The organism is Pseudomonas saponiphila (genome assembly GCF_900105185.1).
Taxonomy (GTDB): domain Bacteria; phylum Pseudomonadota; class Gammaproteobacteria; order Pseudomonadales; family Pseudomonadaceae; genus Aquipseudomonas; species Aquipseudomonas saponiphila.
In genome coordinates this window covers 292,988-304,891 of record NZ_FNTJ01000002.1, presented here as the reverse complement: position 1 = coordinate 304,891, position 11,904 = coordinate 292,988, and the positions used below count along the sequence as shown (strand labels likewise).

Genomic DNA, 11,904 nt, shown 5'->3' with positions numbered 1-11,904 from the left:
AAATGGCTAGCGCGAATTCTGCATTGCACCGTGGCTTGAGTACCCGGCATATCCGCTTCATTGCGTTGGGTTCTGCCATCGGCACGGGCCTGTTCTACGGTTCAGCGGCGGCGATCCAACGGGCCGGCCCTTCGGTTCTGCTGGCGTACCTGATTGGCGGTGCGGCCATCTACCTGACCATGCGCGCGCTGGGGGAAATGGCGGTGAGGACACCGGTTTCCGGCTCCTTCGGACAATACGCCAGCACCTACCTGGGGCGTTTCCCGGGGTTCCTGACCGGCTGGAGCTACGCCTTTTCGATGCTCATGGTGTGCCTGGCGGACGTCACCGCCTTTGGCGTCTACATGGGCCTGTGGTTTCCCGAAACCCCCAGGTGGATCTGGGTACTGAGCATCGTCCTGGGGATCGGCGCCTTGAACCTGTGCAGCGTCCGGGTATTCGGCGAGCTGGAGTTCTGGCTGTCGATGCTCAAGGTTGGCGCCATCGTGGCCATGATCGTCGGCGGCTTTACCTTGCTGTTCTTCGGCATCCAGCTCGGAGACGAACAAAGCCGTGGGGGGCTGGGCAATCTCTGGGAATACGGCGGTTTTTTCCCGAATGGCGTCGAGGGCATGATCGCCTCCTTCACCATTGTCATGTTCGCTTTTGGCGGAATCGAAGTTATAGGCATCACTGCCGGCGAGGCCAAGGATCCGCAACGCATGATTCCCAAGGCCATCAACTCGGTGCCACTGCGGATCCTGATCTTCTATGTTTTCACCTTGCTGATCCTGTTGACGCTGGCTCCCTGGTCGAGCATCGGCAGCCAGGGCAGCCCGTTCGTGCAGATCTTCAGCAGCCTGGGGATAGATTCGGCGGCCACGGTGCTGAACATCGTGGTGATTTCGGCCGTGGTGTCCGCCATCAACAGCGATATCTTCAGTGCCGGCCGCATGATGTACGGCATGGCCGCCATCGGCCAGGCACCGGCGGTGTTTGCCAGAACCTCACGCTTCGGCGTGCCCTGGATGACGGTGCTGGTGATGTCGGTGGCGCTGCTGCTGGGCGTGCTTCTCAATTACTGGGTGCCGGAACGACTGTTCCTGGTCTTCGCTTCCCTGGTGACGTTTTCCGTGGTGTGGGTCTGGCTGATGATCCTGCTGTCGCAGATCGCAATGCGTCGTGGCCTGACAACTCGGGAAGTCCACGAGCTGCAGTTTCCGGTGCCCCTGGGAATTGCCGGCCAGGCCTGCGCCGTGGTTTTCATGCTGTTCATCTTTGCCGTGCTGGGGGCTTTTGCCGACACACGCCTGGCACTGTATGTGGGAGTGGGCTGGCTGGCACTGCTGTCTCTGGCCTACTGGATCTGGATCAGACCGGCCGCTGTACACGGGGTTGTGACCGAGCCCGGTCTTGAAACTCATGAATAGGGATATGTCCATGCGAACATTCGAGTTGCCGCCCGCCACTGTAGAAGCATTTCAGCGTGATGGAGCGGTGTGCATTCGCCAGTTGTTCAGCGCAGATGAAGTGGCGCTGCTGGAGCAGGGTATCGAACACAATCTGGCGCAACCCAGTGAGCGGGCTGCGGATTTCGGAGCACCGTGACCGGCCGTTTCGGTTGATCGTGACCGGTCATTTCGCTAACGCGTGACCGCTCATTTCGGTAGCAACGTGACCGATTTTCCGCCTGTTCCGAAACAGGTGGTCACGGCTTACCGAAATCGCCGGTCACGACTTAGCGAAAGCCTTCCCCTTCGTTGCGCATGACCTGATGCGCCGCCATCCTCGACCGATTTCGGGAGAGGAAGATGGCGGCGCCGCGAGTAGCCATGCGAAACATCAAAGAATGTCTGCGCCTCAAGTTTGAGGCCGGCTTGTCCCACGAGAAGATTGCCCGTGCCTTGCAGCTGTCCAAGGGCGTGGTTAGCAAGTACATCGCGGCGGCGCGGGTGGCCGGGCTGGACTGGCCGGCGCTGGTGGCCATGGACGAGGCCGCGCTGGCGGCCGCCTTGTTTGCACCGACGTCGACGAACAAGCCGCGCGGTGAGCGAGTGCTGCCCGATGTGCTGAGCATCCACCGCGAGTTGCGACGCAAGGGCGTGACCTTGCAGCTGCTGTGGGAGGAATATCTCGCCGCGCATGCGGGCCAGCCGACCTACCGCTACACCCAGTTCGTCGAGCACTACCGGCGCTACGCCCAGACGCTCAAACGTTCGATGCGTCAGCTGCACCGTGCGGGCGAGAAGCTATTCATCGACTATGCCGGGCCGACGCTGCCGGTGGTCGACCCGGCCACCGGCGAAGTGCGCCGGGCGCACATCTTCGTCGCCGCCCTGGGCGCCTCGAATTACACCTATGCCTGCGCGACGCCAGGCGAAACCCAGGTGGACTGGCTGACCTCGCTGGGCCAGGCTCTGACCTACTTTGGCGGCGTGCCGGAAATGGTTGTGCCGGACAATCCGCGCGCCCTGGTCGCCCAGCCGGATCGCTACGAGCCGGGCCTGAACCGGGCCACGCTGGAGTGCGCGCGTCATTACCAGACGGTGATCCTGCCGGCACGGCCACGCAAGCCTCAGGACAAGGCCAAGGCCGAGGTGGCGGTGCAGGTGGTCGAGCGCTGGATCATGGCGCGGCTGCGCCATCGGCAGTTCTTCAGCCTGCATGCGCTTAACCAGGCCATCGCCGAGCTGCTGGAGGATCTGAATCGGCGCCCGTTCAAGCGGCTCGATGGCTGCCGGCGCGACTGGTTCGAGCGCCTGGATCGCCCGGCCTTGCGAGCGCTGCCGGTGCATCCCTACGAGGTCGCCACCTTCAAGCGCTGCAAGGTCAGCATCGACTACCACATCGAGGTCAATGGCAGCTTCTACAGCGTGCCCTCCGCCCTGGCCCGGCAGAACGTGGACGTGCGACTGACGGCACACACCCTGGAAGTGCTGCATGGCAACCGGCGGGTGGCCAGCCACCTGCTGCTGGGGCGACGCGGCGCTTACAGTACCCAGCGCGAGCACATGCCCGCGGCGCACCAGGCGCATCGCGAATGGACGCCACAACGCCTGCTCGACTGGGGCGCGCGGATCGGCCCCTACACGCGCCAACTGATCGATCACCAACTGACCCACAAGCCGCACCCGGAGATGGGCTACCGCGCCTGCCTCGGCCTGCTCTCGCTGGCCCGGCGCTATGGCAATGCACGCCTGGAAGCCGCTGCCGAACGTGCCGTACACCTGCGCGCCTTCACCGGGCGCAGCGTGCGCAACCTGCTCCAGCAAGGCCTGGATCAACAGCCGCTGCCCCAGCGTGCCGCCGAAACGACCTTACCCGGCGACCACGAGAACGTCCGTGGCGCCGACTACTACCAACCCCCGCAACAGGAGCTGTTCGATGATGCCGCAACACACCCTGAATCAACTGCACCAGCTACGCCTGGACGGCATGGCCCGCGCCCTGGAAGAGCAATGGACGCTGCCGGCCAGCCACAGCCTGAGCTTCGATGAACGCCTCGGCCTACTGCTCGACCGCGAACTGGCCTGGCGTGACAACCAGCGCCTGGTACGGCTGCGCAAGAAGGCCAAGCTCAAGTACGCCAACGCCTGCCTGGAAGATCTCGACCGCCGCACCGGACGCGCCCTGGACGAGCGTCTGATCGCCACCCTGGCCAGTGGCGACTGGATCCGCCAGCAGCACAACCTGCTGCTGACCGGCCCGACCGGTGCCGGCAAAACCTGGCTGGCCTGCGCCCTGGGCAACCAGGCCTGCCGCCAGGGCTATAGCACCCTGTACCTGCGCACCCCGCGCCTGCTGGAACAACTGCGCATCGCTCATGGCGACGGCAGCTTCGGCCGTACCCTGCAACAGCTGGCAAAGGTCGACGTCCTGGTGCTGGACGACTGGGCGCTAGCCCCGCTGGAGGAAGGAGCCCGGCATGACCTGCTGGAGGTGATCGACGACCGCGCTGGCAGCCGCTCCACCATCCTGACGAGCCAACTGCCCATCGAGCACTGGCACGGCTGGATCAACGACCCGACCCTGGCCGATGCCATCCTCGACCGCCTGGTGCACAACGCCTACCGACTGACGATGAAAGGCGAGTCGCTGCGCCGAAAAAAAGCCGAGGAACAAGCCGCATCGTGACCGATGCGATTACAATCCAGAACCCGCGCAACCGGGGTGGAAGCACCGGTCACGTATTAGCGAAACGCTCGGTCACGTTCACCGAAATCCGCAAGCGGGCCAAGGTCGCCAGCCTGCCCGACGATCCCGGCTGGTTTTTCGAGGACTTCTGCAATTGGCAGGAGAACCCTGATTATCGACGCTTTATCTTCGATAGCCGGGTCGGCCATGTAGCCGCGCAGTTGATGGGTTGTGCACAGGTTCGGTTGTATCACGACCATCTGCTGGTCAAGGAGCCCAATACCCGGCAGCGCACTCCCTGGCATCAGGACCAGCCTTACTACAACGTCGAGGGGCGACAGAACTGCAGCATGTGGATGCCTGTGGATCCGGTTGCGCGGGAGTCGACCCTGGAGTTTGTCGCCGGTTCGCACCTGGGGCCCTGGCTGATGCCCCGTACCTTCCTGGATAACCAGGCCAAATGGTTCCCCGAAGGCAGTCTCACGGATCTTCCGGATATCGAGGCCGATCGAGACGCATGGAACATTCTTGGCTGGGATCTGCAGCCCGGGGATGCGGTGTTTTTCCACATGCTGACCTTGCATGCAGCCGGTGGCGTCGGTGGAGATAGGCGACGGCGCGCCTTCTCCCTGCGCTTTCTGGGGGAAGATATGCGGCATGCCCCCAGGCCCTGGCGGACGTCTCCGGAGTTTCCAGGCCTGGCCTCGCAACTGCCGGCTGGGGCGCCAATGGAACATGAACTCTTTCCTTGCCTGTGGACGGAGCAGCCCCGGTTTTAGGCACTTGTGGTCCGCGGCAGAATCGGAATCAGCTGATAGGCATACAACCAGAGCCCGACCAGCATGCGTGATCGCAGCCTCAAATGGATGGAAGGTGTTTATGCGCTTTTTTAGCTATCTTGCGGTACTCGGTCTGAGCCTTGTCTGCCAAGGCACCTGGGCTCAGCTTTCTTCGAATCAGGCACCAGCGCCAGAGCAGGTGGCCACGTCTGTCTCCGCGGAAGCTGAAGTTGCCCCTCTCAATGCTGGAATAGCGACAGCGGAGCCGGTGTCCGCTGATAGAGAAGCAGCTGCACCGGTGAGCGAAGCGACGCCAAACAACACCAAGCAGTATTGGGCACTGCTGGTGGTTGTGCTGCTCGGGCTGAGCTGGTGGGTCCAGGGGCGCTTGGTCAAACAGCCCGAGTAATACTGCTTATCCACAGACAGGCTCCTGCGGCCTGTCTGTTTCCTCTCTCTCTGATAACCACTGAATGCGCTGCAAGCCAGAGTCGTGTCCCCGGATTATCCCGGGCACGGCTTTTTTCTGTGGATTAAGCCCTGTGAATAACTGCCCTTCAGCTCAGTTGATAACCGGGCCTCAAAACTGAGGAAAACCACCTCTGTGGATAACCACCCCATTCATCCACAGGTTTAAACCGCTTATCCAAGGGCCTCCTGGCTACCTAATCACAGAGTTTAAAACCTCTGTACATATTGAATATAAAGGCCTGTAGAGATTTATCCACAGAAAGGCATGTGTATAAGAATAAACATAAAAACAAGGATTTAATAAATTTCTCTCTTTTAATTTCTATTGTCCGTCAGTCATCCACAGCTGGTTAAATTTTGTGCAAAGGGTTCTTTAGGAAGGGCTAAGTCCCTATACTTGCCGCCTTGGTCCAAAAACCAACCCGACAACTACTCCTAATTACTCCTACTTGAAGCAGGCACGAGGTGCGTGGTGGATTTCCCTTCCCGTTTTGAAGTGATCGTCATCGGCGGCGGTCATGCCGGTACCGAGGCAGCACTTGCATCAGCACGCATGGGGGCCAAAACCCTGTTGCTGACGCATAACGTGGAAACCCTCGGTGCCATGAGTTGCAATCCCGCGATCGGCGGTATTGGCAAAAGCCATCTGGTCAAGGAGATAGATGCCCTCGGCGGCGCGATGGCCATGGCGACCGATAAAGGTGGTATTCAGTTTCGTGTGTTGAACAGCCGCAAAGGCCCAGCCGTGCGTGCTACCCGCGCCCAGGCCGACCGTGTTCTATACAAGGCCGCGGTACGCGAGATTCTCGAGAACCAGCCCAACCTGTGGATATTTCAACAAGCCGCTGATGACTTGATCGTGGAACAGGATCAGGTGCGGGGCGTGGTCACCCAGATGGGACTGCGGTTCTTCGCCGAGTCGGTGGTGCTGACCACCGGCACCTTCCTCGGCGGACTTATCCACATTGGCATGCAGAACTACTCCGGCGGTCGCGCAGGTGATCCGCCCTCTATCGCTCTCGCACAACGTCTGCGGGAGTTGCCACTGCGGGTGGGCCGCCTGAAAACCGGTACTCCGCCACGCATCGATGGCCGTTCTGTGGATTTCTCGGTCATGACCGAGCAACCTGGGGATACACCCATTCCGGTGATGTCGTTCCTGGGTTCCAAAGAACAGCATCCGCAACAGGTCAGCTGCTGGATTACCCACACCAATGCCCGCACCCACGAGATCATCGCCTCGAACCTCGATCGTTCGCCGATGTATTCCGGGGTGATCGAAGGCATTGGGCCGCGTTACTGCCCGTCGATCGAAGACAAGATCCATCGTTTTGCCGACAAGGAAAGCCATCAGGTGTTTATCGAACCTGAAGGCCTGACCACCCATGAGCTGTACCCGAACGGGATATCCACATCCCTGCCGTTCGACGTGCAGCTGCAGATCGTGCAATCGATCCGCGGCATGGAAAATGCCCATATCGTGCGTCCCGGCTACGCCATCGAGTACGACTACTTCGATCCCCGCGACCTCAAGTACAGCCTGGAAACCAAGGTGATCGGCGGTCTGTTCTTCGCCGGCCAGATCAATGGCACCACCGGTTACGAAGAGGCCGGCGCCCAGGGTCTGCTGGCCGGGGCCAACGCCGCCTTGCGCGCCAAGGGCAAAGACAGCTGGTGCCCGCGTCGCGATGAGGCCTATATCGGTGTGCTGGTAGACGACCTGATTACCCTGGGGACCCAGGAACCGTACCGGATGTTCACGTCACGGGCCGAATACCGCCTGATTCTGCGGGAAGACAACGCCGATCTGCGCCTGACCGAAAAGGGGCGCGAACTGGGGCTGGTGGATGACGTGCGCTGGGCGGCGTTCTGTAAGAAACGCGAGGGCATTGCCCAGGAAGAGCAACGCCTGAAGTCCACTTGGGTCCGTCCGGGCACCGAACAGGGCGATGCCATTGCCCAGAAATTCGGCACGCCGCTGACCCATGAGTACAACCTGTTGAATCTGCTGAGCCGTCCGGAAATCGACTACGCTGGTCTGGTCGAAGTGACCGGGCAGGGCGCTGAAGATCCACAAGTGGCCGAACAGGTCGAAATCAAGACCAAGTACGCCGGCTACATCGATCGTCAGCAGGACGAAATTGCCCGTCTGCGTGCCAGTGAAGACACCAAACTGCCTGTGGATATCGATTACACCGGCATTTCCGGACTGTCGAAGGAAATCCAGATCAAGCTCGGCGCGACCCGTCCCGAAACCCTGGGCCAGGCGTCGCGGATTCCGGGCGTAACCCCGGCGGCCATTTCCCTGTTGATGATTCACCTGAAGAAACGCGGCGCCGGCCGTCAGTTGGAGCAAAGCGCTTGAGTTCTATGGTCACCCCACAACATGCGGACGAGTTATCCACAGGTGCACGCCAGCTCGGTGTCAATCTGAGCGCAACCCAGCACGACCTGCTGCTGGGTTACCTGGCCCTGTTGATCAAGTGGAACAAGGCCTACAACCTGACCGCGGTGCGCGATCCCGACGAAATGGTTTCCCGCCATCTGCTCGATAGCCTGAGCGTGATGTCGTTCATTGAGAACGGTCGCTGGCTGGACGTCGGTAGCGGCGGCGGGATGCCTGGTATCCCTCTGGCGATCCTGTTTCCTGAGTCGCAAGTCACCTGTCTGGACAGCAACGGCAAGAAAACCCGCTTCCTGACTCAGGTCAAACTCGAACTCAAGCTGGATAACCTGCAAGTTATCCACAGCCGGGTTGAAGCCTTCACTCCTGAACTGCCGTTCAACGGGATCATTTCCCGGGCATTCAGCAGCATGGAGAACTTCACCAACTGGACCCGCCACCTGGGCGACCGCGATACACGCTGGCTGGCAATGAAGGGCGTCCATCCCTCGGATGAGCTGTTAGCATTGCCGGCAGACTTCCACCTCGATAGCGAACACGCCTTGGCCGTACCCGGTTGCCAAGGCCAACGCCATCTGCTGATACTGCGCCGCACGGCATGATTGGGAACACAAGCAAGAATGGCTAAGGTATTCGCGATTGCGAACCAGAAAGGTGGCGTGGGCAAGACCACCACCTGCATCAACCTCGCAGCATCCCTGGTCGCGACCAAGCGCCGGGTGCTGTTGATCGATCTTGATCCACAGGGCAACGCCACCATGGGTAGCGGTGTGGATAAACATGGTTTGGAAAACTCGGTCTATGACCTGCTGATCGGCGAATGCGATCTGGCCCAGGCCATGCACTTCTCCGAGCACGGCGGTTACCAACTGCTGCCGGCCAACCGCGACCTGACCGCCGCGGAAGTGGTTCTGCTGGAAATGCAGATGAAGGAAAGCCGTCTGCGCAGCGCCCTGGCGCCGATCCGCGAGAACTACGACTACATTCTGATCGACTGCCCGCCGTCGCTGTCGATGCTCACCCTCAATGCGCTGGTGGCCGCCGATGGGGTCATTATCCCCATGCAGTGCGAGTACTACGCGCTGGAAGGCTTGAGCGACCTTGTGGATAACATCAAGCGCATCGCTGAACTGCTCAATCCGCAACTCAAGATCGAAGGCTTGCTGCGGACCATGTTCGATCCTCGGCTGAGCCTGATGAACGATGTTTCCGCACAGCTCAAGGAACACTTCGGTGATCAGCTATACGACACCGTGATTCCGCGCAACATCCGTTTGGCCGAGGCGCCGAGCTACGGCATGCCGGCATTGGCGTACGACAAACAATCCCGTGGCGCGCTGGCCTATCTGGCCCTGGCGGGCGAGATGGTTCGCCGGCAACGTAAACAATCCCGCGCCGCAGCCGCCCAGCCAACTTAAGGAATCCCCATGGCCGTCAAGAAACGTGGTCTCGGACGTGGACTGGATGCACTGTTGAGTGGTCCGACTGTCAGTGCCCTTGAAGAACAAGCGGTGCAGGCCGACCAGCGCGAGTTGCAGCACCTGCCCCTGGACCTGATCCAGCGTGGCAAGTACCAGCCGCGCCGGGACATGGACCCTCAGGCGCTGGAAGAACTGGCGAACTCCATCAAGACCCAGGGCGTGATGCAGCCGATCGTGGTGCGCCCTATCGGTGGGGGGCGTTTCGAGATCATTGCCGGCGAGCGCCGCTGGCGTGCCAGCCAGCAGGCTGGCCAGGAAACCATCCCGGCGATGGTTCGCGATGTGCCGGATGAAACCGCCATCGCCATGGCGTTGATCGAGAACATCCAGCGCGAAGACCTCAATCCCATCGAGGAAGCCGTGGCCCTGCAGCGCCTGCAGCAGGAGTTCCAGCTGACTCAGCAACAGGTCGCCGAAGCGGTGGGCAAGTCCCGCGTCAGCGTGGCCAACCTGCTGCGCCTGATTGCCTTGCCTGAGGTGATCAAGACCATGCTGTCCCACGGCGACCTAGAAATGGGGCATGCCCGTGCCTTGCTCGGATTGCCGGAAAATCAACAGGTTGAAGGGGCGCGACACGTTGTCGCACGCGGCCTCACCGTACGCCAGACCGAGGCCCTGGTTCGCCAGTGGCTGAGTAGCAAACAGGAGCCTGCTGAACCGGTCAAGCCAGACCCGGACATCGCCCGTCTCGAGCAACGCCTGGCCGAGCGCCTAGGCTCTGCGGTGCAGATCCGCCACGGAAAGAAGGGCAAGGGACAGTTGGTGATCGGCTACAACTCCCTGGACGAGCTGCAAGGCGTCCTTGCCCACATCCGCTGAAACATTTCCTTATGTAGCGTGCAGTCGGAAATCACTACCCGGCAGTTGAATAGGGGCTGAACCGCCCCTATACTCTGCGCGCATTTTGTCGGCACAAATTATGCCAAGTTATTGAATTCTGGCAGCCGACCCTTGAGGAGCAAGAGCGATGGAAACACGCACGCCAAACCGCTTGCCGTTTCATCGCTTGGCGGTTTTTCCGGTTTTACTGGCTCAGTTGGTCATTCTACTGATAGCCGCTCTGGCGCTCTGGCAATGGCGTGGAGTCGTAGCCGGATACTCAGGCCTTTGCGGAGGACTGATAGCCTTGCTACCCAATGTGTATTTCGCTCACAGGGCATTTCGGTTTTCCGGCGCCCGAGCGGCCCAAGCCATCGTCCGGTCTTTTTATGCCGGTGAGGCGGGCAAACTGATTTTGACGGCTGTGCTGTTTGCACTGACGTTCGCAGGTGTGAAGCCATTGGCGCCGCTGGCTGTATTCGGCGTCTTCGTGCTGACCCAACTGGTCAGCTGGTTCGCTCCCCTGCTAATGAGAACAAGACTTTCGAGACCTTAGGGCGTTTGAGGCAACCATGTCAGCAGAAACAACCGCTTCGGGCTATATCCAGCACCACTTGCAGAACCTGACCTTCGGTCAGCTACCCAATGGGAGCTGGGGCTTTGCCCACTCCGCAGCAGAAGCCAAGCAAATGGGCTTCTGGGCATTCCACGTCGATACCCTCGGCTGGTCTGTCGCACTGGGTGTGATCTTCATTCTTCTGTTCCGCATGGCGGCCAAGAAGGCGACTTCCGGCGTGCCGGGCGCTTTGCAAAACTTCGTTGAAGTCATGGTTGGCTTCGTCGATGGCAGCGTGAAGGACAGTTTCCACGGTCGCAGCCCGGTGATTGCACCGCTGGCACTGACCATTTTCGTCTGGGTGTTCCTGATGAACGCCATCGACCTGGTACCGGTGGACTGGATTCCACAACTGGCCATGTTGATCTCGGGCGATCCGCACATTCCATTCCGTGCTGTTTCCACCACTGACCCGAACGCCACCCTGGGCATGGCCCTGTCGGTGTTCGCGCTGATCATTTTCTACAGCATCAAGGTCAAGGGTTTCGGCGGTTTCATCGGCGAACTGACCCTGCATCCGTTCGGCAGCAAGAACATCCTGGTTCAGGCGCTGCTGATTCCGGTGAACTTCCTGCTGGAGTTCGTGACCCTGGTCGCCAAGCCTATCTCTCTGGCACTGCGTCTGTTCGGTAACATGTATGCCGGCGAACTGGTGTTCATCCTGATCGCTGTGATGTTCGGCAGCGGCCTGCTGTGGCTCAGCGGCATGGGTGTGGTTCTGCAATGGGCGTGGGCTGTGTTCCACATCCTGATCATCACCTTGCAGGCCTTTATCTTCATGATGCTGACCATCGTCTACCTGTCGATGGCACACGAAGAGAACCATTAAGACCGGTTTCGACCAGTCTGATGTCCCTCTCGTTGCGGCGAGAGGGGGCCCGTCTCGGGTCAATGAAACGATTTGTTTTACCGCTTTAATCTAAAAAACCTAAACCATACGACGTAAAAGTCGGGAGGAAAGATGGAAACTGTAGTTGGTCTAACCGCTATCGCTGTTGCACTGTTGATCGGCCTGGGCGCACTGGGTACCGCAATTGGTTTCGGCCTGCTGGGCGGCAAGTTCCTGGAAGGCGCTGCGCGTCAACCAGAAATGGTTCCAATGCTGCAAGTTAAAATGTTCATCGTTGCCGGTCTGCTCGACGCCGTAACCATGATCGGTGTTGGTATCGCTCTGTTCTTCACCTTCGCAAACCCCTTCGTTGGTCAACTCGCTGGCTAATC

Annotated in this window: 13 protein-coding genes; all 13 read left to right on the top strand. The window is 60.2% G+C overall.

The window, feature by feature from the left end; translation table 11 throughout:
• Window positions 1-2 precede the first annotated feature (2 nt).
• The 13 genes from BLV47_RS23285 to atpE all read left to right on the top strand — a co-directional run bounded on the left by BLV47_RS23285 (window position 3) and on the right by atpE (window position 11,902).
• Complete coding sequence (locus BLV47_RS23285) at window positions 3-1,409, top strand: amino acid permease (protein ID WP_092318018.1); 1,407 nt, start codon at window positions 3-5, stop codon at window positions 1,407-1,409.
• A gap of 10 nt (window positions 1,410-1,419) precedes the next feature.
• Window positions 1,420-1,587 (top strand): phytanoyl-CoA dioxygenase family protein, encoded by a 168-nt coding sequence (locus tag BLV47_RS23280; RefSeq protein WP_244168949.1) that lies wholly within the window; start codon window positions 1,420-1,422, stop codon window positions 1,585-1,587.
• 203 nt (window positions 1,588-1,790) lie between these two features.
• Entirely contained in the window at window positions 1,791-3,476 is a 1,686-nt protein-coding gene (gene istA / locus BLV47_RS23275; protein WP_062838241.1) for an IS21 family transposase, read from the top strand.
• Complete coding sequence (gene istB / locus BLV47_RS23270; protein ID WP_062838242.1) at window positions 3,364-4,113, top strand: IS21-like element IS1474 family helper ATPase IstB; 750 nt, start codon at window positions 3,364-3,366, stop codon at window positions 4,111-4,113. Before istA ends, istB begins: the two co-directional genes overlap by 113 nt.
• Window positions 4,110-4,892 (top strand): phytanoyl-CoA dioxygenase family protein, encoded by a 783-nt coding sequence (locus BLV47_RS23265; RefSeq protein ID WP_244168948.1) that lies wholly within the window; start codon window positions 4,110-4,112, stop codon window positions 4,890-4,892. The genes istB and BLV47_RS23265 overlap by 4 nt, the downstream gene beginning before the upstream one ends.
• A gap of 100 nt (window positions 4,893-4,992) precedes the next feature.
• Window positions 4,993-5,301, top strand: a complete 309-nt coding sequence (locus BLV47_RS23260) for a hypothetical protein (RefSeq protein ID WP_092318015.1) — start codon at window positions 4,993-4,995, stop codon at window positions 5,299-5,301.
• Between the two features lie 534 nt (window positions 5,302-5,835).
• Window positions 5,836-7,728, top strand: coding sequence for a tRNA uridine-5-carboxymethylaminomethyl(34) synthesis enzyme MnmG (mnmG, locus tag BLV47_RS23255; protein ID WP_092318012.1), 1,893 nt, complete (start codon window positions 5,836-5,838; stop codon window positions 7,726-7,728).
• 5 nt (window positions 7,729-7,733) lie between these two features.
• Window positions 7,734-8,369 carry a 16S rRNA (guanine(527)-N(7))-methyltransferase RsmG gene (gene rsmG / locus BLV47_RS23250; RefSeq protein WP_177431240.1) on the top strand — a complete coding sequence of 212 codons (636 nt, stop codon included), beginning with the start codon at window positions 7,734-7,736 and terminating at the stop codon, window positions 8,367-8,369.
• An 18-nt stretch (window positions 8,370-8,387) separates the two neighbouring features.
• On the top strand, window positions 8,388-9,185 hold the full coding sequence (locus BLV47_RS23245) for a ParA family protein (RefSeq protein ID WP_060841845.1): 798 nt from the start codon (window positions 8,388-8,390) through the stop codon (window positions 9,183-9,185).
• A 9-nt stretch (window positions 9,186-9,194) separates the two neighbouring features.
• Window positions 9,195-10,067 (top strand): ParB/RepB/Spo0J family partition protein, encoded by an 873-nt coding sequence (locus BLV47_RS23240; protein WP_092318006.1) that lies wholly within the window; start codon window positions 9,195-9,197, stop codon window positions 10,065-10,067.
• A 148-nt stretch (window positions 10,068-10,215) separates the two neighbouring features.
• A complete protein-coding gene (locus tag BLV47_RS23235) occupies window positions 10,216-10,623 on the top strand; it encodes a F0F1 ATP synthase subunit I (RefSeq protein WP_016964883.1) in 408 nt (135 codons plus the stop codon).
• Window positions 10,624-10,639: 16 nt separating this feature from the next.
• The gene (gene atpB, locus BLV47_RS23230; RefSeq protein WP_060841844.1) at window positions 10,640-11,512 is read left to right on the top strand and encodes a F0F1 ATP synthase subunit A; all 873 of its coding nucleotides are present in this window, start codon (window positions 10,640-10,642) and stop codon (window positions 11,510-11,512) included.
• Between the two features lie 132 nt (window positions 11,513-11,644).
• The gene (gene atpE / locus BLV47_RS23225; RefSeq protein ID WP_002555987.1) at window positions 11,645-11,902 is read left to right on the top strand and encodes a F0F1 ATP synthase subunit C; all 258 of its coding nucleotides are present in this window, start codon (window positions 11,645-11,647) and stop codon (window positions 11,900-11,902) included.
• Window positions 11,903-11,904: the final 2 nt, after the last annotated feature.

Coding starts and splice junctions, on each gene's coding strand:
- BLV47_RS23285 (WP_092318018.1), top strand. CDS start 3: ATGGCTAGCGCGAATTCTGCATTGCACCGTGGCTTGAGTACCCGGCAT.
- BLV47_RS23280 (WP_244168949.1), top strand. CDS start 1,420: ATGCGAACATTCGAGTTGCCGCCCGCCACTGTAGAAGCATTTCAGCGT.
- istA (WP_062838241.1), top strand. CDS start 1,791: ATGGCGGCGCCGCGAGTAGCCATGCGAAACATCAAAGAATGTCTGCGC.
- istB (WP_062838242.1), top strand. CDS start 3,364: ATGATGCCGCAACACACCCTGAATCAACTGCACCAGCTACGCCTGGAC.
- BLV47_RS23260 (WP_092318015.1), top strand. CDS start 4,993: ATGCGCTTTTTTAGCTATCTTGCGGTACTCGGTCTGAGCCTTGTCTGC.
- rsmG (WP_177431240.1), top strand. CDS start 7,734: ATGGTCACCCCACAACATGCGGACGAGTTATCCACAGGTGCACGCCAG.
- BLV47_RS23245 (WP_060841845.1), top strand. CDS start 8,388: ATGGCTAAGGTATTCGCGATTGCGAACCAGAAAGGTGGCGTGGGCAAG.
- BLV47_RS23240 (WP_092318006.1), top strand. CDS start 9,195: ATGGCCGTCAAGAAACGTGGTCTCGGACGTGGACTGGATGCACTGTTG.
- BLV47_RS23235 (WP_016964883.1), top strand. CDS start 10,216: ATGGAAACACGCACGCCAAACCGCTTGCCGTTTCATCGCTTGGCGGTT.
- atpB (WP_060841844.1), top strand. CDS start 10,640: ATGTCAGCAGAAACAACCGCTTCGGGCTATATCCAGCACCACTTGCAG.
- atpE (WP_002555987.1), top strand. CDS start 11,645: ATGGAAACTGTAGTTGGTCTAACCGCTATCGCTGTTGCACTGTTGATC.